Source organism: Roseomonas sp. FDAARGOS_362, from assembly GCF_002754815.1.
Classification (GTDB): Bacteria; Pseudomonadota; Alphaproteobacteria; order Acetobacterales; family Acetobacteraceae; genus Roseomonas; species Roseomonas mucosa.
In genome coordinates this window covers 265,698-286,711 of the sequence record NZ_CP024588.1, presented here as the reverse complement: position 1 = coordinate 286,711, position 21,014 = coordinate 265,698, and the positions used below count along the sequence as shown (strand labels likewise).

Genomic DNA, 21,014 nt, shown 5'->3' with positions numbered 1-21,014 from the left:
GGGAAAGGCGGCGGCCGGCGGCCGGCCCCGCTGTTGACAGGGGGAGGATGGGGCCGCTACCCGCCTCCCCTTCCTGATCACCCTTCACACCACAGGTGCGTGAACCATGGCCCTCGCCTTCGTGTTTCCGGGACAGGGCAGCCAGGCCGTCGGCATGGGCCGCGAACTGGCCGCCGCCTTCGCGCCGGCGCGCGAAGTCTTCGAGGCGGTGGACGAGACGCTGAAGCAGAATCTGTCGCGCCTGATGTTCGAGGGGCCGATCGAGGAGCTGACGCTGACCGCCAATGCCCAGCCGGCGCTGATGGCCGTCTCGCTGGCCGCCCTGCGGGTGCTGGAGAGCGAGGGCGGCTTCGTGCTGCGCGACAAGGCGGCGCTGGTGGCGGGGCATTCGCTGGGCGAGTACAGCGCGCTCGCTGCCGCCGGCAGCTTCGACGTGCCGACCGCCGGCCGGCTGCTGCGCCTGCGCGGCGAGGCGATGCAGAAGGCGGTGCCGGCCGGGATCGGCGCCATGGCCGCCCTGCTGGGCGCCGAGGCGGAGCAGGCCCGCGCCATCTGCGAGCGCGCGGCCGTCGATCCGGAGACGGGCCGGCGCGAGGTGGCCGAGATGGCCAACGACAATGGCGGCGGCCAGGTGGTGATCTCCGGCCACAAGGGCGCCATCGAGCGCGCCATCGAGATCGCCAAGGCCGAGGGGATCAGGCGCGCCATGCTGCTGCCGGTTTCCGCGCCCTTCCACTGCTCCCTGATGGCGCCGGCCGCGGAGGCCATGGGCGAGGCGCTGGAAGGCGCCGCCGTGCAGGCCCCCGCCGTGCCGCTGGTGGCCAACGTGACCGCCGCCAAGGTCACCGACCCGGCGCAGATCCGCGACCTGCTGGTGCGGCAGGTCACCGGATCGGTGCGCTGGCGCGAGAGCGTGGCGGCGATGGTGGAGATGGGCTGCGACCGCTTCGTCGAGATCGGTGCCGGCAAGGTGCTGACCGGGCTGATGAAGCGCAACGCGCCGGAGGCCGCGGCCATGGCCTGCGGCACGCCTGCGGAGATCGAGGCGGTGCTGAAGGCGCTCTGAGCGCCTTTCCCGGCGCGTCTCGCCTCGGCCGGCCCCAGGCGCTACAGAGCCGGCACGGCATCGTTCCGGCATCGCCATGGCGGCGCCCGACGAGGCGTCCCGCCCCCTTCCGGGCAGGGCCGGCGCCCTCCCATGGGCGGCGGGGCCACGGGGAGCACACCAGGGACAGGGCCGGCGGGAAAGCCGGCACAACGCGGATCGCCCGCGCGGCGGGTTCCGGACTGAGGAGAGCGGTTACCATGTTCCGACTGGACGGAAAGGCGGCGCTGGTCACGGGCGCCACGGGCGGCATCGGCGCCGCGATCGCGCGGGCGCTGCATGCCCAGGGCGCGGAGGTGGCGCTGACCGGCCGGCGCGAGAGCGAGCTCGCCGCCCTGGCCGAGGCGCTGGGCGACCGCGTGACGGTGATCCCGGCCGACCTTTCCGACCCGGAGGCGCCGGCGGCGCTGGTGGAAAAGGTCGAGGCCGAGCTCGGCGGGCTGGACATCCTGGTGAACAATGCCGGGCTGACCCGCGACGGGCTGGCCCTGCGGATGGGCGACAAGGATTGGTCGGACGTGCTGGAGGTGGACCTGACGGCGCCCTTCCGGCTGGCGCGGGCCTCGCTGCGCGGGATGATGAAGCGCCGCTCGGGGCGGATCGTCTCCATCGCCTCCATCGTCGGCGTCACCGGCAATCCGGGCCAGGCGAACTACGCCGCCGCCAAGGCCGGGCTGATCGGCATGAGCAAGTCGCTGGCCCAGGAGGTCGCCACGCGCGGCGTGACCGTGAACGTGGTCGCGCCGGGCTTCGTGAAGACCGCCATGACCGACGCGCTGAACGAGGCCCAGAAGGGCGCCATCATGGGCCGGATTCCCATGCAGAAGATGGGCGAGCCCGAGGATATCGCCGCCGCCGTGGCCTACCTGGCCTCCGACGAGGCCGGCTGGGTGACCGGCCAGACCCTGCATGTGAACGGCGGGATGGCGATGATCTGAGCTGCCCGGGCGGCGCCGTGGCGGGGAATCCGCCCGCGCCGCCCTGCCCACCCCGCCGGCCTTTTCCGATTCGGAGCGGCACGGGATGGGGCAAGGCTGCCACGCTGGCCGGGGATCGTGGCAGGGGAATGGCGTCCGGCCCTTTCTATCCCCTAGGCCACCCGAAACTTACGTGATAAGGCCCCCCGCCTGCGCCGCACCGATTGTCCCCGGTTCATTTCCGGGACAGGTTTCCGGCCGGCACGGAATTCAGGCGGGTGCCATCCCGCCACCTACAGAGAGAGCAGCCGCGCATGAGCGAAACCGCCGACAAGGTGAAGAAGATCGTTGTCGAGCACCTGGGCGTCGAGGAGTCCAAGGTGAACGAGGGCGCCTCCTTCATCGACGACCTGGGCGCCGACAGCCTCGACACCGTCGAGCTGGTGATGGCCTTCGAGGAGGCTTTCGGCGTCGAGATCCCCGACGACGCGGCCGAGAAGATCACCACCGTGGGTGACGCCATCAAGTACATCGAGGAGCACAAGACCGCCTGAGGCGGTCTGGGTTCTCCGGGGGAAGCGCAGTGCTCGGTCAGTTGAATGAGCCCCGGCGGGTGGTTGTCACCGGCATGGGGATCGCCAGCCCGCTCGGGCTGGGCGTGGAACATGTCTGGAAGCGCCTGCTCGCAGGCGAAAGCGGCATCGGCCCGATCAGTTCCTTCGACGCGAAGGACCTGCCGGCCCGCATCGCCGGCCAGGTGCCGGCCGGCACGCGCGCCGAGGGCGGCCTGGATCTGAACGAATGGATCCCGGTCAAGGACCAGAAGAAGATGGATCGCTTCATCCATCTGGCGATGGTCGCGGCTGCCGAGGCGGTCGAGGACAGCGGCTGGGTGCCGCAGACCGACGAGGACCGCTGGGGCACCGGCGTGATGATCGGCTCGGGCATCGGCGGGCTTCCCGCCATCTACGAGACCTCGCTGCTGATCAGCCAGGGCAAGGCCAAGCGGATCTCGCCCTTCTTCATCCCCTCCGCGCTGATCAACCTGGCCTCCGGCCATGTCTCGATCCGCTATGGCTTCCAGGGGCCCAACCACAGCGCGGTGACCGCCTGCGCCACGGGCGTGCATGCCCTGGGCGACGCGGCGCGTCTCATCGCGCTGGGCGATGCCGAGGTGATGGTGGCCGGCGGCACGGAAGCCGCGGTGGCCGAGATCGGCGTGGCCGGCTTCTGTGCCGCCCGTGCCCTTTCCACCGGCTTCAACGACCGTCCCACCGAGGCCTCGCGCCCCTGGGACAAGGACCGCGACGGCTTCGTCATGGGCGAGGGCGCGGGCGTCCTGGTCCTGGAGGAGCTGGAGCACGCGAAGAAGCGGGGCGCAAAGATCTATGGCGAGGTGATCGGCTACGGCATGTCCGGCGATGCCCATCACATCACCGCCCCGGCCGAGGGCCATGACGGTGCCTATCGCGCCATGAAGGCCTGCCTGCGCTCGGCGCGCATGACGCCCGGCGACATCCAGTACATCAACGCCCATGGCACCAGCACGCCGATGGGTGACGACCTGGAGCTGGAGGCGGTGGAGCGCATGTGGGGCGACGCGGCGGACCGGGTGGCGATGTCCTCCACCAAGTCGGCCATCGGCCACCTGCTCGGCGCGGCCGGCGCGGTGGAGGGGATCTTCTCGCTCCTCGCCATCCGCGACAATGTGGCCCCGCCGACGCTGAACCTGCACGAGCCCTCGAAGCCCAGCGCGATCGACCGCGTGCCGCTCGCGGCGCAGGAGCGGCGGATCGACGTGGCGCTGTCGAACTCCTTTGGCTTCGGCGGCACCAACGCCTCGATCCTGTTCCGCCGGGCGCCCTGAAGCACCACGGGACCTGACGGCCCGGCCCCTCTCCGCGAGGGACCGGGTGGCCGGACCGCGAGGACCGGCCACCGCCGCGTTACCGGCATGTATCTTTGCCGATGCGGCTCTTTTTCTCCCCGCCCCTCTCCACTAGCTTCCGGCCCATCGGCGCCGGACTGGTGCCCGTGGGCGGCCGCACAGGAACCGGACCGTCCCTCCCTCTCCCCCGAAACGAGGTTGGGCCCGCCGCTTGCGTCTCCTGCGTATCCTCCTGCTGTCGCTGCTCGTGCTGGCCCTCCTTGGCGGAGGTGCGGGCTGGTGGGCCTGGAACCGCTACCAGGCGCCCGGGCCGCTCGCCGAAGCCCGTGCCATCGTGATCCCGCCGGGCGGCACCCAGGCCATCGCGGATACGCTACGGGACGCCGGAGCGATCGGGGACGAGCGTGGCTTTGCCATGGCCGCCTGGGCCACCCGGCAGGAGGGGCCGCTGCGGGCCGGGGAATACCTCTTCCCGGCGCATGGTTCGCTGCGCGAGGTGCTGGAGGTGCTGCGCGAGGCACGGCCGGTGCAGCGCCGCCTCACCATCCCGGAGGGGCTGAACGCCAGCCAGATCGCCGCCCTGATCAATGCCGCCGAGGGCCTGACCGGCGATGTGCCGGCCCTGGAGGAAGGGGCGGTGCTGCCGGACACCTATGCCTATCAATGGGGGGACAGCCGGGCCGGGCTGCTTCGCCGGGCGGAACGCGCCATGCGGCAGGCGCTGGCGGAGGCCTGGGAGAAGCGGGCACCGGACCTGCCCCTGGCCACGCCGCGCGAGGCGCTGATCCTGGCCAGCATCGTGGAGCGGGAAACGGGCAAGGCGGAGGAGCGGGCCAAGGTGGCGGGGGTCTTCATCAACCGCCTGCGCCGGGGCATGCCGCTGCAATCCGACCCGACCGTGGCCTATGCGGCGGCGGATGGCGGGGTGCTGGACCGCGGCCTGACCCGGGCCGACCTGGAGCGGGACCATCCGTTCAACACCTACCGCAACCGGGGGCTGACGCCGGCGCCCATCGCCTCGCCCGGCCTCGCCTCGATCCAGGCGGTGCTGCATCCGGACGATACGGATGCGCTCTACTTCGTCGCCGATGGCACGGGGGGGCATGTCTTCGCCCGGAGCCTGGAGGAGCACAACCGCAACGTGGCCCGTTGGCGGGCACTGACGCGGACGCCGCCCACCTCCCCCGCCGCGGTGCCGGGTACCGCGGCACCTTGAGAAGCGCCGCCGGATGGGACAGGTCGGATGAATAATCCGTAACCTGTCCTGGAACGCTGCGTTAGGCCGCCGTCACAGACAGGATGCGTATTTTCCATGGATGCGGAGATCATCGTCGCCCTCCTGGCCCTTACGGGCATGGAGATCATCCTCGGGATCGACAACCTCGTCTTCATCGCCATCCTGTCGAACCGCCTGCCCGTGGACCGGCGCCGCCCGGCGCGGCTGATCGGTCTGGGGCTGGCGGTGGTGCTGCGCCTGGGCATGCTGGCCGGGGTGGGCTGGCTGATCACCCTGACGCAGCCGCTCTTCGCCGTGCTGGGGCAGGAGGTCTCGGGCAAGGACCTGATCATGCTGGCCGGCGGCTTCTTCCTGATCGGCAAGGCGGTGATCGAGATCCACCACCGGGTGGACCCTGAGGCGCAGGCGGAAAGCAAGGCGGCGGGTCAGGTCATGGCGAGCTTCGGCACCACCGTGGCGCAGATCGTGATGATCGACATGGTCTTCAGCGTGGACAGCATCCTGGCCGCGGTCGGGCTGACCCAGGTGATGTGGGTGATCGTGGTGGCGATCCTGGTTTCCGTCACGGTGATGCTGCTGTCGATGGACGCGCTGTCGCGCTTCATGGAGCACAACCCGACGGTGGTGATGCTGGCCCTGGCCTTCCTGGTCATGATCGGCATGGTGCTGGTGGCCGAGGGGCTGCACTTCCACGTGCCCAAGGGCTTCGTCTATGTCGCCATGGCCTTCGCGGCGGCGGTGGAGGGGCTGAACGTCTTCGCCCGGCGTGCCCAGGGGAAGATGCCTGGGAAGTCAGCCGGAGAAGCGGCTATCCCCGCCCCTTCGCCGGAGCGGCACTGAGCCAGCGGACCGGCAACGCGCCCGCCAGGCGCGCGCCGGCATAGAGGAACCAGGGATAGGCGATCCGGCCACGGCCCCGGGCGATGCCGTCCAGGGCCTTCCGGGCCGCTTCCTCGGGCGTCATCAATCCCGGCATGGGGAAGTCGTTGTGCGCCGTCATGGGCGTGCGGATGAAGCCCGGGCAGAGGGCATGCACCCGGACGCCGCCATGGCGGGTGGTGGCGTCCGTGGCCTCGGCCCATCGCTGCAAGGCCGCCTTGGAGGCGCAGTAGGCTGGGGCGCCCGGCGAGGCGACGAAGGCGGCGATGGAGGCCACCACCGCCACGCGCCCCCCGATGCCGCCGGGGCCAGGCGGCTGGCCCCGCATCTGTTCCAGCGCCGGCAGGGCGGTGTTGAGCGCACCGGCGAGGTTCACCGCGAAGATCCGGGCGACCGCCTCCGCATCCTCGCCGCCGCCCTTGCCCGGCCCGGCCGAGACGCCGGCATTGGCGATGGCCAGGTCCAGCGCCCCGGCGGCGGCGATCCAGCCCCGCGCGGCATCGGCGTCGCGCACGTCGAAGGCGGCTTCCGTCACCCTGGCGCCCGCGGCGCGGCAGCGATCCGCCACGGCGGCGAGGCGCGCGGGATCGCGGCCGGCCAGGTGCAGGCGCCGCCCGGGCCGGGCCAGCGCCAGGGCGAAGGCCGTGCCCAGACCCGAGGAGGCGCCGGTGAGCGCCACGGACGGCCAGTTCCAGGCATCGTTCCGTCCCATCGCGCGCGATCCTTCCATCGAATTGTTCCCGGGGGTGTCCCGCCACCGGGCAGGGACCGGAAGCCCTGTGGCCCGGCCCTTTCCGCATGGCGGATTCCCGCCGCCGGACTCGGCGCCGAGCTTGCACCGGGCGCGGCGGCACGTCATGGACGGCGCCATGTCCATCAACTCCATGACCGGTTTCGCCCGCATTGACGGCATGCTGCCGGATGGTGCCAGCCTCGCCTGGGAAGTGCGCAGCGTGAACGGGCGCGGGCTCGACCTGCGGCTGCGCATGCCCAACGGGTTCGAGGGGCTGGAGACCCCGTTGCGGGAGCAGGCGGCGCGGCGCTTCGGGCGCGGCAACATCAGCGCCACGCTGGTGGTGAAGCGGGAGGACCGCTCGCTCCGGCTGATCCCCGACCCCGAGGCGCTGGAGGGGGTGCTGCGTCTGGCGCGGGAGCTGGCGGCACGCATCCCCGGCGCTCCGCCGCCCAGGCCGGAGGCGCTGCTGGCCCTGCCCGGCGTGCTGCGGACCGAGGTCCCGGAGCCGGACGAGGCCGCCGACGAGGCGCGGCGGGCGCTGGTGGCCAAGGCTTTCGAGGCGGCGCTGGAGGCGCTCCGGGGAGCGCGCCGCGCCGAGGGGCGGAAGCTGCATGCCATCCTGTCCACCCTGCTCGACGAGATCGCCGCGCTGCGCGAGCAGGCGGTGGAGGAGGCGGCGCGGCAGCCCAGGGCGCAGAAGGCGCGGCTGATGGCGACCCTGTCGGAGCTGCTGGAAGGCGAGCGCCGGGTGCCGGAGGAGCGCCTCGCCGCCGAGGTGGCGCTGCTGGCCAGCCGTTCCGACGTGCGGGAGGAGCTGGACCGGCTCGGCGCGCATGTCGAGGCGGCGCGGGCCCTGCTGCGGGAAACCGCGCCGGTCGGGCGGCGGCTGGAGTTCCTGACCCAGGAGTTCGGGCGCGAGGCGAACACGCTGGGGGCGAAGTCGGCCTCGCTGGCGTTGACGCGCCTGTCGCTGGAGCTGAAGGCCGCCGTGGAGCGGCTGCGCGAGCAGGCCGCCAATGTCGAATGAGAAACTGGGCCGGGTGATGCGCGGGAGGCGGGGATGGCGGTGAAACGTTTGCGGCGCGGGCTCTGCCTGGTGCTGGTGGCGCCCTCGGGGGCGGGCAAGACCTCCGTTTCCCGCGCCCTGCTGGAGCAGGAGGAGGCGCTGTCGCTTTCCATCAGCGCCACCACCCGGGCGCCGCGCCCCGGCGAGGTGGAGGGCGTGCACTACCACTTCCGAACGCCGGAGCAGTTCGAGGCGATGGAGCGGGCGGGCGAGATGCTGGAAAGCGCCACGGTCTATGGCCGCCGCTACGGCACGCCCCGCGCCCCGGTGCTGGAGGCGCTCGCCGCCGGGCGCGACGTGCTGTTCGACGTGGACTGGCAGGGGCACAGGCTGATCCGCGCCGCGCTGCCGGACGACGTGGTGGGCGTCTTCCTGCTGCCGCCGAGCCTGCCGGAGCTGGAGCGCCGTTTGCGCGGGCGGGGGCAGGACAGCGACGCGGAGATCGCCCGGCGCATGGAAGCGGCGCTGGAGGATGCCTCGCACTGGCGCGATTTCGACCATGTGCTGGTGAACGACCACTTCGCCGACACGCTGGCGGTGGTGCGCGGCATCCTGGCGGCGGCGCGAACACGGCGGGAGCGCAATCCCTGGCTCGGCGATTTCGTGGCCGATCTCGGCGGCCCGGATCCTGCTACGGCGGACTAGGCCGGACTAGGCCGGGGCTGGCCCGGCGGAACAGGGCCGGGATGGATGGAGCGGTGACGATGGGGATGCCAGGGGCGCGATGACAGTTGTTCTCTCGATCATCGGCCCGGTCTTCATCACCATCCTCCTCGGCTACCTGGCCCGGCTGACCAACCGGATCTCGGCCGAGGGCGTGCGCGGGCTGAACGACTTCGTCTTCATGCTGGCCCTGCCGGCGCTGCTCTTCGAGGGGGCCTCGACCTCCGGCGGGCTGGGGCCGACCCTGGCCGTCTCGATCGCCTATTTCTCCGCCTGCCTGCCGGTCTATGCGCTGGCGGTGGTGCTGGCGCGGCGGCTGCGCGGGCTGCGGCTGCAGGAGGCCGGGCTGGTGGCGCTGGATGCCAGCTTCGGCAACCTGTCGATGGTGGGCATCCCGCTGATCCTCGCCGCCTTCGGGCCGGAGGGGCTGCGGAACCTGCTGGCGATCCTGGCCTTCCATTCCATCCTGATCCTGCCCATCGCCACAGTGATCGCGGAGATCGGGATGAACGCGAAGGCTTCGCCCATCGCCATCCTGCGCTCCACCCTGACCTCCCTGGTGCAGAACCCGATGCTGCTGGCGGTGGCGCTGGGCGGGCTTTGGTCGATCTTCCTGCCGCCGCCGCCAGACATGATCCGGCGGCTGCTGCACCTGCTGGGGCAGGCGGGCTCGCCGGTGGCGCTGTTCTGCCTGGGGGCGAGCCTGACCAGCTTCAACCTGCGGCGCGACTGGCCCGACGCGGTGCTGGGCGTGGCCATCAAGCTGCTGGTGCTGCCGCTGGCAGTCTGGGGCGCGGCTCTGTTCTTTCAGCTGCCGCCGCTGGGCACCGCCGTGGCGGTGGTGGCGGCGGCCATGCCGACCGGGGCCACGGCCTTCATCCTGGCGCGCCGCTACGCCACCGGCATGGACCGTTCCGGCGCCACGGTGCTGCTGGCCTCGGCCCTGTCGGTGGTCACGCTGAGCGTCCTGATCGCGCTGTTCCACCAGCACTGACAGGGCCCTCCCCGCCCGCCTCGGCCGGGATCATGCCGCGACTGTGCGGCGGCGGGCCCGCAACCCCGGAACCCGGCCATGTGTTCGCAGGCCGTGAAGCCCGCGGCCCTCGGGTGGCGGCATGGAAAGGGGGGGCGCGATGGCGCGGGAGATGGTGACGGGCGCGCTGAGCGTGGTGATCACGGGGGCCTCGGCAGGCGTGGGGCGGGCGACGGCCCTGGCCTTCGCCCGGCGCGGCTGGAACGTCGCCCTGATCGCGCGGGAGGCCGAGGGGCTGGAGGATGCCCGGCGCGAAGTGGCGGTGGCGGGGGCGCGGCGGGTGATCGCGCTGCCGCTGGACGTGGCGGATGCGGCGGCGGTGGAAGCGGCGGCGGAGCGCGTGGCCCGCAGCTTCGGCGGCATCGACGTCTGGGTGAACAACGCGATGGTCACGGTGATGTCCCCGGTCACGGCGATGTCGCCGGAGGAGTTCCGCCGCGTCACCGAGGTCACCTATCTCGGCCAGGTGCATGGGACCATGGCGGCGCTGCGGCAGATGCGGCAGCGTGACCAGGGCGTGATCGTGGCGGTCGGCTCCGCCCTCTCCTATCGCGCCATTCCGCTGCAATCCGCCTATTGCGCCGCCAAGTTCGCGGTGCGGGGCTTCATGGACTCTCTGCGCGTCGAGCTGCTGCACGATCGCAGCCGCATCCGGCTGACGATGGTGCAGCTTCCGGCGGTCAACACGCCGCAATTCGAATGGGCGCGCAACCGCATGGGCGAGCGTGCCCAGCCCGTGCCGCCGATCCATCAGCCGGAGGCGGTCGGCGAGGCGATTTTCGCAGCAGCAGTGCAGCCGAAGCGCGAGGTCTGGCTCGGCTGGCCGACCCTGAAGGCGATCCTCGGCGCTATGGCGGTACCCGGGCTGGCGGACCGCATCCTGGCGCGGCAGGGCTATTCCGGCCAGCTGACGGGCGAGGCCCTGCCCGCCGGGCGGCAGGACAACCTGTTCCGGCCGGTGCCGGGGCCGCACCGGACGCGGGGGCGCTTCAGCAGCCGCGCGTCCAGCCGGGTGCATGCGATCGAGCCGGCCCTGTTGCGGGCGGTGATCGGGGGGGCGGTCCTCGCCCTGCCGGCGCTGGCCTGGATGGCGGGGCGGCGTTCCGGGGCCCGGTCCAGGCCCCGGCTCGGGGGCTGATCGCGGGACCATGCCTGGAAGGATCGAGGACTACGCGCTGATCGGCGACCTGGCGACGGCGGCGCTGGTGGGGCGGGACGGGTCGATCGACTGGCTCTGCTGGCCGCGCTTCGACTCCGATGCGGTCTTCGCCGCGCTGCTCGGCACGCCGGAGCATGGGCGCTGGCGGATCGCGCCGGACTGGGAAGGCGGCGAGCGGCCCCATATCCGCCGCGCCTATCGGGATGGCACGCTGGTGCTGGATACGGAGTTCCGCACCGGCAGCGGCGCCGTCCGCCTCACCGACTTCATGAACGTGCGCGACGACGGCGTGTCGAACCTGGTGCGGATCGTCACCGGGCTGCGTGGCGAAGTCGCCATGCGCGGGGAGCTGGTGCTGCGCTTCGACAACGGGCGCGTCATTCCGTGGGTCTCACGGCTGCCGGACGGAACGGGCATCCGGGCGGTGGCGGGGCCCGATCTGGTGGTGATGCGGACCGGTGTGCCGGTGCGCGGCGAGGACATGCACAGCGTGTCGCGCTTCGTGGTGAAGGCGGGGGAAAGCGTTTCCTTCGTCCTGTCCTATGGCGCATCGCACCTGCCGCCTCCGCCGCCGCTGGACCCCGGGGAGCGGCTGGCCGAGACGGAGTCCGGCTGGCGGCAATGGGCCGCCGGCTGTGCCGAGGCCGGCCCCTGGACCGATGCGGTGCGCCGCTCCGTGGTGACGCTGAAGGCCCTCACCTACCGCCCCACCGGCGGCATCGTGGCGGCGCCCACGACTTCCTTGCCGGAGAAGCTGGGCGGATCGCGGAACTGGGACTACCGCTTCTGCTGGCTGCGCGATTCGACCCTGACGCTGATGGCGCTGCTGCGCGCCGGCTATGTGGAGGATGCCGCCGCCTGGCGGGACTGGCTGGTCCGTGCGGTGGCGGGAAGCCCGGACCAGATCCAGATCATGTACGGGCTGGCGGGCGAGCGCCGGCTGACCCAGTACGAGGCGGACTGGCTGCCCGGCTACGAGGATTCGCGGCCGGTCCGGGTGGGCAACGCGGCCTACAGGCAATTGCAGCTCGATGTCTTCGGCGAGGTGGCGAACACGCTCTACCAGGCGCACCGGCACGGGCTGGCCTTCGACCGGCAGGCCTGGTCGTTGCAACATGCCCTGACCGACCATCTGGCGAAGGTCTGGAAGCAGCCGGACGAAGGCATGTGGGAGGTCCGCAGCGGGCCAGAGCAGTTCACCTTCTCCAAGGTCGCCGCCTGGGCGGCAGTGGACCGGGCGGTGCGCAGCATCGAGCATTTCGGCATGCGCGGCCCGCTGAAACGGTGGCAGGTGCTGCGGCAGAGGATCCACGAGGATGTCTGTCGGCGCGGCTTTGATCCGGAACTGGGCAGCTTCACCCGTGCCTATGGCTCGGGCGACCTGGATGCGAACCTGCTGCTGCTGCCGGCGGTGGGCTTCCTGCCCTATGACGACCCTCGCGTGCGCGGCACCATCGCGGCGGTGGAGAAACGGCTGCTGCGGGGCGGGTTCCTGCTGCGCTACGCCACCGGGGAGACGCGCGACGGGCTGCCCGGCGACGAGGGAGTGTTCCTGGCCTGCTCCTTCTGGCTCGCCAATGCCTATCACCGCACCGGGCGCAGGCATGAGGCGCTGGACCTGTTCGGACGCCTGCTGGACCTGCGCAACGATGTCGGCCTGCTGTCCGAGGAGTACGACCCGGGGGCGCGGCGCCTGATCGGCAACTTCCCGCAGGCCTTCTCGCACATCGCCCTGGTCAACACGGCCTATGAGCTGAGCGGCCATCCTGGCGGCCGCGAGGCGGAGGACGGCCCGCCACCGGCGAGGAAGGCTGGCCGCTCACCGCCGCCGCTGGCACCTGGGGCCTAGGGCCAACCCGTGGCCGGACCGGAGACCGGCCATGGGCGGGCTCCAGCGGAGAGGATGCACCCCGCCCGGGCCCGGCACCGGGCGGCTATTGCAGGGTGAACTGGCCATCGACATAGTGGAACTCGGCGGGGCGCCAGAGCGCCGCCGAGGCGACGCGCACCGAATGCAGCGGCCCCTCGATCTCGCGCTGCCAGAAGCCGATGAAGCGGTGCAGCTCCGGGAAGCCGGGAGCGTGGTCGAGTTTCTGCCAGACGAAGCTCTGCAGCACGGAAGGATGGTCGGGCAGGCGATAGAGCAGCTCGGCGGTGGTGACACGTGGTTCCGCGAAGCGGACGAGGTTCCCGATTTCCCGCAGGATCATGCGAAGCATCTCTCCTCAGGCCGCGGCTTGTCGCGTCTGTCATCATACTGCCATGGACCGTCGCCTCCAGATCAATAAAAAAGCGCCCTTTATCAAACGATTAGCACTCATTTGGTGGAATTGCTGCCGAACACCTTGACGAAGGGTGGGGCACGGCCCTAGATCGCTGGCACTCGGCGGGGGCGAGTGCTAACAGCGCCCGTCCCCGGCGGAGCTCATGAATCCGAGACCACGGTTTCCAAAGGCTTAGGAGCGTTCCTGATGAACTTCCGCCCTCTGCACGACCGCGTCCTCGTTCGCCGCGTCACGGCCGACGAGAAGAGCGCTGGCGGCATCATCATCCCCGACACCGCCAAGGAGAAGCCGCAGGAAGGCGAGATCGTCTCCGTCGGCACCGGCACGGTGAGCGACAAGGGTGAGGTCCGCCCTCTCGACGTCAAGGCCGGTGACCGCATCCTGTTCGGCAAGTGGTCGGGCACCGAGGTGAAGCTGAACGGTGAGGATCTCCTGATCATGAAGGAGTCCGACATCATGGGTGTGATCGGCTGACGCCGCACGCCTTCGTCGCTTCCCTTCCCCATTCAAACACAGAGGTAGAGCAAGATGGCTGCTAAGGACGTCAAGTTCGGCCAGAACGCCCGCGACCGCATGCTGCGCGGCGTCGACATTCTCGCTGATGCCGTGAAGGTCACGCTGGGCCCCAAGGGCCGCAACGTGGTGATCGACAAGTCCTTCGGCGCGCCGCGCATCACCAAGGATGGTGTGACGGTCGCCAAGGAAATCGAGCTGGCCGACAAGTTCGAGAACATGGGCGCGCAGATGGTGCGCGAGGTCGCTTCCAAGCAGAACGACCTGGCCGGTGACGGCACCACCACCGCCACCGTGCTGGCGCAGGCGATCGTCCGCGAGGGCGCGAAGTCCGTGGCCGCCGGCCTGAACCCGATGGACCTGAAGCGCGGCATCGACAAGGCCGTGGCGATCGTCGTCGAGGACCTGAAGGCCAACTCGCGCAAGATCACCACCTCCGCCGAGGTCGCCCAGGTCGGCACGCTGTCCGCCAACGGCGAGTCCGAGATCGGCGAGATGATCGCCCAGGCGATGGAGAAGGTCGGCAACGAGGGCGTGATCACGGTCGAGGAAGCCAAGGGCATCCAGACCGAGCTCGACGTCGTCGAGGGCATGCAGTTCGACCGCGGCTATGTCTCCCCGTACTTCATCACGAATGCGGAGAAGATGATCGCGGAGCTGGATAACCCCTATATCCTGATCCACGAGAAGAAGCTTTCCCAGCTGCAGCCGATGCTGCCGCTGCTGGAGGCCGTGGTGCAGTCCGGCCGTCCGCTGATTATCGTGGCCGAGGACGTCGAGGGCGAGGCGCTGGCCACCCTGGTCGTCAACAAGCTGCGCGGTGGCCTGAAGATCGCCGCCGTGAAGGCCCCGGGCTTCGGCGACCGCCGCAAGGCGATGCTCGAGGACATCGCGATCCTGACCGGTGGCCAGGTCGTGTCCGAGGATCTCGGCATCAAGCTCGAGAACGTGACGCTCGACATGCTCGGTAAGGCCAAGACGGTCCGCATCGAGAAGGAGAACACCACGATCGTCGACGGTGCCGGCTCCAAGGAGGACATCCAGGGCCGCGTGGAGCAGATCAAGGCGCAGATCGAGGAGACCACCTCGGACTACGATCGCGAGAAGCTGCAGGAGCGCCTGGCGAAGCTGGCTGGCGGCGTGGCCGTGATCCGCGTCGGCGGTTCCACCGAGGTCGAGGTGAAGGAGCGCAAGGACCGCGTCGACGACGCGCTGCATGCGACCCGCGCCGCGGTCGAGGAAGGCATCGTGCCGGGCGGCGGTGTTGCCCTGGCCCGTGCGACCACCAAGCTGGCGCATGTGCAGGTGGACAACGACGACCAGCGCGTCGGCGTCGAGATCGTGCGCCGCGCGATCCAGGTGCCGCTGCGCCAGATCGCCGAGAACGCCGGCCAGGACGGCGCGGTGATCGCGGGCGACGTGCTGCGCAAGACCGATAGCTACGACTACGGCTATGACGCTCAGACTGGCGAGTACAAGCAGCTGATCGCCGCCGGCATCGTGGACCCGACCAAGGTCGTGCGCACCGCGCTGCAGGACGCCGCTTCCGTGGCCGCGCTGCTGATCACCACCGAGGCGATGATTGCCGAGAAGCCCGAGAAGAAGGCCCCTGTGGGCGGTCCTCCGGGCGGCGGCATGGGTGACATGGACTTCTGATCCTTCCGGGATCGGGGTTCGGAAGGGGGCGGTCCGCAAGGGCCGCCCCTTTTCCTTTTTGCGGAAAGGGCGGCGGCGGTGGAAAGGCTGACGGGACGGGTGATCTGGTACCAGCCGGCCAAGAGCTATGGCTTCATCCAGGCCGATGACGGCGGGCCGGATGTGATGGTGCATGTCACGGCACTGCGGGCGGCTGGGCTGGAAGGGCTGGAGAAGGGGCAGCGCCTGTCCTTCGCGGTGGAGGATCGCGGTGGCCGCCGGGGCGCGGTCGCGATCCGGGTGGCCGAGGGCGGAGCGGAGCGGTAGGCCATCCGGGCCTGCGGCGTTCTTGACCGGCTGCCGGGGCTCTGGTTTCCTCGCACCCGGCTTGATCGGAGCCTCCGTGTCCGCGGAAAGGGCTGCGCCCACGCTCGCAGAAAGCGGTGCCGTCCCTTTTCCACCCTTTCCTGCCTGGCTGGCGGACACAGGCACGAGGAAGGGGCTTTCCTTGTCCGATCCATCGGCCTCCGCGCCTGCGTCCGGCGATCCGCGTCCAGCGATGCCGTTCCGCCTGAACCTCGAACAGCAGCGAAAACGCGCCAAGGAGTTGCTGCGGCAGTTGCGGGCCGGGGATGCCGAGGCCTGGCAGCGCTTCCGCCAGCGTCATCCGCGGGTCCCTGCCGAAGGCCCCGCCACGCTGGGCCGGCTGAGCGAGGCGCAGCTTGTCATCGCCCGGGAGCTCGGCCTGCCGAGCTGGCCCCGGCTGAAGGCGCATATCCAGGCCATGGAGCGTAGCTGGGCGAGCATCCGGCGCGGCGGGGATGCGCCGGACCGCGACATGGCGACCCTGCATCTCCGCTGCGGCAGCGATATCGGTCCGGGGCTGAAGGAGGCCGGGTTCGCCGGCGATTTCCTGGAGTATTCCGATCCCTTCTGCCAGGGGCCGGTCCTGACCGGCCCGGACTGGCTGGAGCGACGCGCGGATTTCCTGGCGCAGTCCTATGGCACGGGCAGCGGCATGAGCCGGGAGGAGATCGCGACGAAGCTGCACCGGGCAGAGGAGGATCTGGCGGCCGCGTCGGTGCGCTACCGGCGCGTCGTGCTCTGGTTCGAGCACGATATCTACGACCAGCTGATCCTGGCGCGCTGCCTCGCACTTTTCGCCGGGGCAGCGCCGACGCGGCTGGAACTGGTTTCCCCGGCCCGCTATCCGGGCGCGACGCGCTTCATCGGGCTGGGCCAGTTGCCGCCGGAGGCGCTGCGCCTGCTATGGGAGGAACGCATTCCCGTCCCCGCCGAGGCCCTGCGATCGGGGCAGGCGGTCTGGGAAGCGCTGCGTCAACCGGACCCGAGGAGGCTGGCCGACCTGGGCAGGGCGGGAACACCGGGCATGCCGCAACTCGGCCGGGCGGTGCTGCGGCACTGCCAGGAACTGCCCTGGATCAGAGACGGGCTGGGACTGACAGAGAGGCTGATCCTGCAATTGCTGGCGGAGGGGCCACACCGGGTCAACCGGGTCTTCGAGCGGCTGATGCTGGAACGGGAACCGCTGCCCTGGATGACGGACCTGATGATCCACGACACGGTGGAGCGCATGCGCCGTGTCGGCCAGCCGGTTTTCCTCGGCACCTACGAGGATGGCGAGAACCGCTGGCCCAGGGAGGAGCTGACCATCACGCTCCTTGGACGCGCCGTGCTGGCCGGGGCCGTGGACTGGTTGTCGCTGGCCCCGCCGGCCCGGTGGGTCGGCGGCGTCCGGATCGATGGCCCCGGTGCCGCCTGGCGATGGGATGACGGCACGGCCTCGGTCCGGCCTCCACGGGGCGCGTGAGGGTGCGGGGCTCGCCCGCCTGCCGGATTCAGGTGGAGGGGGCCTCCTCCCAGACCTTGAGCGCGGCGGCCCGGTTCAGGATGCTGCGGGTGCGTTCCGCCTGATCCACATTGGCGGGCTTCACCACGACAATGGCTTCGGCATGCTCGGTGGCAGCGGTGCCTTCCGTGCCGCTGGCCTGGGAGGCCAGCTCGCTGAGCCCGCCCACCCCGGCCCCGGCCGCGAGGGCCGCCCCGACCGCCGGGATGGCGGCCCCGCCGGTGGCCACAACCACGCCCGCCGCCGCCATGCCGGCAGCGGCGGCGGCCATGCTGTTGCGCATGGTGCGGAGGTTGCGGTGCTCATCTTCGCGCAGCGGCTCATCGCCGCTGTCCTCGGGCATGGTCTCGGCCCGGGGGGCGGGCGCCGCCGTTGCGGCCGGGGCCGGAGCCGGGGTGGGATCGGCGTGGCGGACGGAGATCTGGGCGCGGGGAATGGCCTCGCCCTCCAGATAGGAGAGGACTGCCTCGACCGCCTCCTTGTCGCGGAAGCTGGCCAGGATCGTGGGTTGGGCCGGCGTGGCGGATGTTTCGCTCATGGTTCTGCTCTCCCGCACTTGGACGGAAGGCAAACGCCCTGTGGCGGGCAACCGTTGCGGAAGGCCGGCATTCCGGTCTTCCGCCGCTCCCGCCCAGCCGGTCCGGCCCGATGGGGAGCCCCGGTGGAGCGACCCCGGGGTCAGATGACCTGGTAGCGGGCCTTGGCGGCGCGCTCGATGGCGCCGGCCACGAGGCGGTCGATGTCCAGGCCGATGCGGAAGTCCTGCAGGAAACGCAGCTCGTCCTGGGTGGCATCGCCATCGGCGGCGACGATCTCGCAGGCGAGGAGATAGGCGGTCTCGCGCAGGCGCTGCGGCAGGGCGTCGCGGATCAGCGCGACCACCTCGTCCAGCCCGTCCGTGTCGCCCAGCAGGTTCAGCACGATCTCGGTCACCGTCTCGATGCCGCTGACGTGGAAGTCGCTGAAGACCGGCAGTTCCTTGACCAGGCGCGACATGGTGGCGAGCTCCGCGTCGGTCATGTGGCCGTCGCAGGCGCTCATCACCACCATGGCGCCGACCAGGGCCTCCTGGGCCGAAAGACGGACGGGGGTTGCCTGGGGTGAACTCATGTCGAGGGGCATGTCCGTTGAGGCTCCTATAGCCGGATCGTCTCGCAGCCCGGGGCACATCCCGTCAATGGCAGCCGCATCAAGGGGCCGCGAGCCATGCGGAAAGCACGGCTCGGCGCCCCGGACGGGGTTCAGCCCGCCAGGAATTCGCGGGTCCGGCGCGTGGCTTCGGCGAGGCCGACGCGGTGGGTTACGACGCCGTCCGGCAGGCCCGCGAGGAGGCGCGAGGGCGCCCGCGAGTCGAGCAGCACGAAGACGCCGCGGTCGTCGGCACGGCGGACGAGGCGGCCGAAGGCCTGGCGCAGCCGGTGGCGGGCGACGGCGTCGTCCCATTCCTTCGGCCGGCCGCCGGACAGGTGCAGGCGGCGCTCGCGGTGCAGGATGGTCGGGCGCGGCCAGGGCACGCGGTCGAAGACCAACAGGCGCAGCGAGCGGCCGGGCACGTCCACGCCGTCGCGCAGCGCATCCGTGCCGAGCAGGCAGGAATCCTCCTCGGCGCGGAAGACGTCGACCAGGGTGGAGTTGTCCATCGCGTCCACGTGCTGGGCGTAGAGCGGGATGCCCGCCTTCTCCAGCCCCGGGGCGATGCGGTCATAGGTGTTGCGCAAGCGCCGGATCGCGGTGAAGAGGCCCAGCGCGCCGCCGCCCGAGGCGCGGAACAGCGCCTCCATCGCGGCGGCCTGCTGGCCGGTGTCGCGGCCGATATCGGTTACCACCAGCGACAGGGTCTGAGCGCCGTAGTCGAAGGTGGAGGGTACGGCGGCCCGCACCGCCGGCAGGGGCAGGTGCGAGGCGCCGGTGCAGGCCTCGGCGGCCTCCCAGGCGGCCTCGGGATCGGGTTGGCCGTCGCTGGCCAGCACCACGTCGCGCAGCGTGGCGGAGGTGATCAGCAGCCCGTGCGCCGGGGCGGCGACCGCCAGGGCGAAGGGCTCGGTGGGATCGAGGTGGTGGCGGTGCATGGCCGCATCGACCTCCCGCCCCTCGCGCCGGGTGATGGCGAGCCAGTCCACATGCACCGGCCGCGCGCCCGGTTCCGGCGCCGGGACGGCGAGGCGGCGGAGCATGGCGCCCCAGGCCCCCAGCGGCACCACGGCGCGGCGGTCGAGGTTGCGGCGGGCGGTGTCGAGGCGGATGCGGTCGCCCACCTCCAGCTCGGCCTCCGGGTCCTCCAGCAAGGCGGTCAGGCGCTCGTGCAGCCCGCGCAGCGGGGCAAGGAGGCGATCCAGGCCGGCGAGGAGCTCCGCCCCGGCCTCCGGCAGGCCGGGATTGAGTGGATGCAGGTCGCATTCGGCGTCGTAGAGCGGGTCGGCCTCGGCGGTGCGGGCCAGGACCTGCCGGCGAACCTCGGCCATGAAGCGCTCGGCGGCGTTGCGCGGGGCGCCGTCGTGCAGGCGGGTGGGCCAGCCGGGGGCGGGCAGGACATTGCCGGCCTCCAGCGCGGCATCGACCAGGGGCGACAGGGCGGGATGGTCGGAGAGGACTTCCTCCAGCCGCCGGCGCAGGCCGCGGGCGCGGCCCCTCCCCCCCTCGGCGCCCAGCAGCCAGCGGCGCAGCTCGGACATCTCGGCGCCGGAAAGCTCGGCGGAGAAGGCGGCGTCGGCGGCATCGAAGACGTGGTGGCCTTCGTCGAAGACATAGCGCACGGCGGGACCGTCCTCGCCGCCGCCCAGCGCGGCCTGGACCATGACCAGGGCGTGGTTGGCCACGACCAGCTTCGCCCCGGCGGCGCGGCGGATGGAATGCTCCACGAAGCAGCGGCGCCAGTGCGGGCAGCCGGAATGGATGCATTCGCCGCGCCGGTCGGTGAGGTTGGCCACCGCACCGTAGGGGAAGAGCTCGGCGATCCAGCCGGGAAAGTCGCCGCCCTGCATGTCGCCGTCCCGCGTCGCCATCGCCCAGCGGGAGACCAGGGCGATGGCCAGGAGGCGGGAGGGCATGAGGCCCGCCGTGGCTTCCTCCAGGTTCAGCAGGCAGAGGTAGTTCTCCCGCCCCTTGCGGATGACGACCTGGCGCTTGCGCACCTCCGGGTCAGGGTAGAGGCGGGCGAGTTCGCCGTCGATCTGACGCTGGAGGTTGCGGGTGTAGGTGGAGATCCAGACCGGGGCGCCGTTGCGCTCGGCCCAGAGCGAGGCGGGGGCGACATAGCCCAGGGTCTTGCCCGTGCCGGTGCCGGCCTCGGCCAGCACGACATGCGGGGCGCCGGGCATTTCCCGCGCCGCGAAGGCCAGGGCAGCGGCGGAGGCGAAATCCGCCTGGGCGGGGCGCTGCTCGGCATCGGGCCCGAGGATCTCGGCGAGGCGGCTGCGGGCCTCGGCGGCGGAAACGGGCAGCGAGCCGGGGGGCGTGGGCGGGGCGCTGTCCTCCCAGTCCGGCAGGCGGCGCCAGACCTTCAGCGGATCGGAGGAAGGGCGCGCATCCTCCTTGCCCAGGGCGGCCATCACGGACGCGGCCCAGGGCCAGTCCATCCCTTCCCGCAGCCGGGCGGCGAGGATGGCGGCGTCGCGGTTCAGCGGCAGGTTCCGTGCGGCGGAGAGGCGGCGGAGGATCAGCGTGGCGAGTTCGGGGAGCAGGATGGCGGCGGATTCGTCGTCCGCCGGCATCTCCTGCCCCAGCGCCATGGCGAGGCCGCGCGGCGTCGGCGCGGCGGGCTGGGCCGGCAGGGCGAAGGCGAAGAGCTCCAGCAGGTCATAGGCCACCGGGAAGGGCGGCAGGCCGAGGCGGCGCGCCGTGGCCGGGGCGTGGACGAGCAGCGGCGGCGGCAGGTCAGCCAGGCGCCGGGGCAGGTCGGCGGCGGGAACCACGTCCAGCTCGCCATCCGGGGTCAGGATCGTGGCCTGGCCGAGGCCCGCGACCAGGGCCGGTGCCTCGGGCAGCAGGAGGCGAGGCACGCCCATGCGGGAGGAGTTCACCCTTTGATC

The 21,014-nt window shown here is 71.5% G+C and carries 20 protein-coding genes; 15 read left to right on the top strand and 5 right to left on the bottom strand.

Annotated elements, in window-relative coordinates:
* Positions 1-106: 106 nt before the first annotated feature.
* The 6 genes from fabD (at position 107) to CTJ15_RS06060 (ending at position 5,987) form a co-directional block, all read left to right on the top strand.
* A complete protein-coding gene (gene fabD, locus CTJ15_RS06085; protein ID WP_019461618.1) occupies positions 107-1,066 on the top strand; it encodes an ACP S-malonyltransferase in 960 nt (319 codons plus the stop codon).
* Between the two features lie 239 nt (positions 1,067-1,305).
* Complete coding sequence (fabG, locus tag CTJ15_RS06080; protein WP_099781338.1) at positions 1,306-2,043, top strand: 3-oxoacyl-[acyl-carrier-protein] reductase; 738 nt, start codon at positions 1,306-1,308, stop codon at positions 2,041-2,043.
* 293 nt (positions 2,044-2,336) lie between these two features.
* Entirely contained in the window at positions 2,337-2,576 is a 240-nt protein-coding gene (locus CTJ15_RS06075) for an acyl carrier protein (RefSeq protein ID WP_019463379.1), read from the top strand.
* A gap of 74 nt (positions 2,577-2,650) precedes the next feature.
* A complete protein-coding gene (gene fabF, locus CTJ15_RS06070; RefSeq protein WP_051544248.1) occupies positions 2,651-3,889 on the top strand; it encodes a beta-ketoacyl-ACP synthase II in 1,239 nt (412 codons plus the stop codon).
* A gap of 232 nt (positions 3,890-4,121) precedes the next feature.
* Positions 4,122-5,126, top strand: coding sequence for an endolytic transglycosylase MltG (gene mltG / locus CTJ15_RS06065; protein WP_058389256.1), 1,005 nt, complete (start codon positions 4,122-4,124; stop codon positions 5,124-5,126).
* Positions 5,127-5,222: 96 nt separating this feature from the next.
* The gene (locus CTJ15_RS06060; protein ID WP_099781336.1) at positions 5,223-5,987 is read left to right on the top strand and encodes a TerC family protein; all 765 of its coding nucleotides are present in this window, start codon (positions 5,223-5,225) and stop codon (positions 5,985-5,987) included.
* Here CTJ15_RS06060 and CTJ15_RS06055 read toward each other — a convergent pair.
* Positions 5,956-6,738, bottom strand: a complete 783-nt coding sequence (locus CTJ15_RS06055; RefSeq protein WP_099781335.1) for an SDR family oxidoreductase — start codon at positions 6,736-6,738, stop codon at positions 5,956-5,958. The two genes, CTJ15_RS06060 and CTJ15_RS06055, sit on opposite strands and share 32 nt — an antisense overlap.
* A 157-nt stretch (positions 6,739-6,895) precedes the next feature.
* On the opposite strand from CTJ15_RS06055, the gene CTJ15_RS06050 reads away from it, so the two are divergent.
* From CTJ15_RS06050 to CTJ15_RS06030, 5 genes are all read left to right on the top strand, one after another.
* Positions 6,896-7,789 carry a YicC/YloC family endoribonuclease gene (locus tag CTJ15_RS06050; protein WP_099782102.1) on the top strand — a complete coding sequence of 298 codons (894 nt, stop codon included), beginning with the start codon at positions 6,896-6,898 and terminating at the stop codon, positions 7,787-7,789.
* A gap of 33 nt (positions 7,790-7,822) precedes the next feature.
* Positions 7,823-8,473 (top strand): guanylate kinase, encoded by a 651-nt coding sequence (gmk, locus tag CTJ15_RS06045; protein ID WP_019460685.1) that lies wholly within the window; start codon positions 7,823-7,825, stop codon positions 8,471-8,473.
* A 79-nt stretch (positions 8,474-8,552) separates the two neighbouring features.
* Positions 8,553-9,485, top strand: coding sequence for an AEC family transporter (locus CTJ15_RS06040; RefSeq protein WP_019460686.1), 933 nt, complete (start codon positions 8,553-8,555; stop codon positions 9,483-9,485).
* Positions 9,486-9,624: 139 nt separating this feature from the next.
* Positions 9,625-10,662, top strand: coding sequence for an SDR family oxidoreductase (locus tag CTJ15_RS06035; protein ID WP_099781334.1), 1,038 nt, complete (start codon positions 9,625-9,627; stop codon positions 10,660-10,662).
* A 10-nt stretch (positions 10,663-10,672) separates the two neighbouring features.
* Positions 10,673-12,532: a glycoside hydrolase family 15 protein gene (locus CTJ15_RS06030; protein ID WP_099781333.1), complete on the top strand. Its 1,860-nt coding sequence runs from the start codon at positions 10,673-10,675 to the stop codon at positions 12,530-12,532.
* Positions 12,533-12,617: 85 nt separating this feature from the next.
* On the opposite strand, the gene CTJ15_RS06025 is transcribed toward CTJ15_RS06030, so the two are convergent.
* Positions 12,618-12,893 (bottom strand): usg protein, encoded by a 276-nt coding sequence (locus CTJ15_RS06025; RefSeq protein WP_019460689.1) that lies wholly within the window; start codon positions 12,891-12,893, stop codon positions 12,618-12,620.
* 261 nt (positions 12,894-13,154) lie between these two features.
* Between CTJ15_RS06025 and groES the strand changes: the two genes are divergently transcribed.
* The 4 genes from groES to CTJ15_RS06005 all read left to right on the top strand — a co-directional run bounded on the left by groES (position 13,155) and on the right by CTJ15_RS06005 (position 16,947).
* Positions 13,155-13,442 carry a co-chaperone GroES gene (gene groES, locus CTJ15_RS06020; RefSeq protein WP_019460690.1) on the top strand — a complete coding sequence of 96 codons (288 nt, stop codon included), beginning with the start codon at positions 13,155-13,157 and terminating at the stop codon, positions 13,440-13,442.
* 54 nt (positions 13,443-13,496) lie between these two features.
* The gene (gene groL, locus CTJ15_RS06015) at positions 13,497-15,137 is read left to right on the top strand and encodes a chaperonin GroEL (protein ID WP_019460691.1); all 1,641 of its coding nucleotides are present in this window, start codon (positions 13,497-13,499) and stop codon (positions 15,135-15,137) included.
* A 78-nt stretch (positions 15,138-15,215) separates the two neighbouring features.
* Positions 15,216-15,443, top strand: coding sequence for a cold-shock protein (locus CTJ15_RS06010; RefSeq protein WP_019460692.1), 228 nt, complete (start codon positions 15,216-15,218; stop codon positions 15,441-15,443).
* Between the two features lie 232 nt (positions 15,444-15,675).
* Positions 15,676-16,947 carry a DUF1835 domain-containing protein gene (locus CTJ15_RS06005; RefSeq protein ID WP_226946060.1) on the top strand — a complete coding sequence of 424 codons (1,272 nt, stop codon included), beginning with the start codon at positions 15,676-15,678 and terminating at the stop codon, positions 16,945-16,947.
* A gap of 28 nt (positions 16,948-16,975) precedes the next feature.
* On the opposite strand, the gene CTJ15_RS24265 is transcribed toward CTJ15_RS06005, so the two are convergent.
* The 3 genes from CTJ15_RS24265 to CTJ15_RS05990 form a co-directional block, all read right to left on the bottom strand.
* Complete coding sequence (locus tag CTJ15_RS24265) at positions 16,976-17,524, bottom strand: hypothetical protein (protein WP_193009642.1); 549 nt, start codon at positions 17,522-17,524, stop codon at positions 16,976-16,978.
* Between the two features lie 140 nt (positions 17,525-17,664).
* Complete coding sequence (locus CTJ15_RS05995; protein ID WP_226946059.1) at positions 17,665-18,108, bottom strand: tellurite resistance TerB family protein; 444 nt, start codon at positions 18,106-18,108, stop codon at positions 17,665-17,667.
* 119 nt (positions 18,109-18,227) lie between these two features.
* Positions 18,228-20,990, bottom strand: coding sequence for an ATP-dependent DNA helicase (locus CTJ15_RS05990; RefSeq protein ID WP_099781331.1), 2,763 nt, complete (start codon positions 20,988-20,990; stop codon positions 18,228-18,230).
* Positions 20,991-21,014 lie beyond the last annotated feature (24 nt).

What these genes read in the sequence shown, in the direction of transcription:
- CTJ15_RS06050 (WP_099782102.1), top strand. Translation starts at nt 6,896, where the DNA reads ATGTCCATCAACTCCATGACCGGTTTCGCCCGCATTGACGGCATGCTG.
- CTJ15_RS06035 (WP_099781334.1), top strand. Translation starts at nt 9,625, where the DNA reads ATGGCGCGGGAGATGGTGACGGGCGCGCTGAGCGTGGTGATCACGGGG.
- groES (WP_019460690.1), top strand. Translation starts at nt 13,155, where the DNA reads ATGAACTTCCGCCCTCTGCACGACCGCGTCCTCGTTCGCCGCGTCACG.
- groL (WP_019460691.1), top strand. Translation starts at nt 13,497, where the DNA reads ATGGCTGCTAAGGACGTCAAGTTCGGCCAGAACGCCCGCGACCGCATG.
- fabD (WP_019461618.1), top strand. Translation starts at nt 107, where the DNA reads ATGGCCCTCGCCTTCGTGTTTCCGGGACAGGGCAGCCAGGCCGTCGGC.
- fabF (WP_051544248.1), top strand. Translation starts at nt 2,651, where the DNA reads ATGGGGATCGCCAGCCCGCTCGGGCTGGGCGTGGAACATGTCTGGAAG.
- CTJ15_RS06060 (WP_099781336.1), top strand. Translation starts at nt 5,223, where the DNA reads ATGGATGCGGAGATCATCGTCGCCCTCCTGGCCCTTACGGGCATGGAG.
- CTJ15_RS06025 (WP_019460689.1), bottom strand. Translation starts at nt 12,893, where the DNA reads ATGATCCTGCGGGAAATCGGGAACCTCGTCCGCTTCGCGGAACCACGT.
- CTJ15_RS06040 (WP_019460686.1), top strand. Translation starts at nt 8,553, where the DNA reads ATGACAGTTGTTCTCTCGATCATCGGCCCGGTCTTCATCACCATCCTC.
- CTJ15_RS05990 (WP_099781331.1), bottom strand. Translation starts at nt 20,990, where the DNA reads ATGGGCGTGCCTCGCCTCCTGCTGCCCGAGGCACCGGCCCTGGTCGCG.
- CTJ15_RS06075 (WP_019463379.1), top strand. Translation starts at nt 2,337, where the DNA reads ATGAGCGAAACCGCCGACAAGGTGAAGAAGATCGTTGTCGAGCACCTG.
- CTJ15_RS06030 (WP_099781333.1), top strand. Translation starts at nt 10,673, where the DNA reads ATGCCTGGAAGGATCGAGGACTACGCGCTGATCGGCGACCTGGCGACG.
- fabG (WP_099781338.1), top strand. Translation starts at nt 1,306, where the DNA reads ATGTTCCGACTGGACGGAAAGGCGGCGCTGGTCACGGGCGCCACGGGC.
- CTJ15_RS06055 (WP_099781335.1), bottom strand. Translation starts at nt 6,738, where the DNA reads ATGGGACGGAACGATGCCTGGAACTGGCCGTCCGTGGCGCTCACCGGC.
- gmk (WP_019460685.1), top strand. Translation starts at nt 7,823, where the DNA reads ATGGCGGTGAAACGTTTGCGGCGCGGGCTCTGCCTGGTGCTGGTGGCG.
- CTJ15_RS24265 (WP_193009642.1), bottom strand. Translation starts at nt 17,524, where the DNA reads ATGAGCGAAACATCCGCCACGCCGGCCCAACCCACGATCCTGGCCAGC.
- CTJ15_RS06005 (WP_226946060.1), top strand. Translation starts at nt 15,676, where the DNA reads ATGCCGTTCCGCCTGAACCTCGAACAGCAGCGAAAACGCGCCAAGGAG.
- CTJ15_RS05995 (WP_226946059.1), bottom strand. Translation starts at nt 18,108, where the DNA reads ATGCCCCTCGACATGAGTTCACCCCAGGCAACCCCCGTCCGTCTTTCG.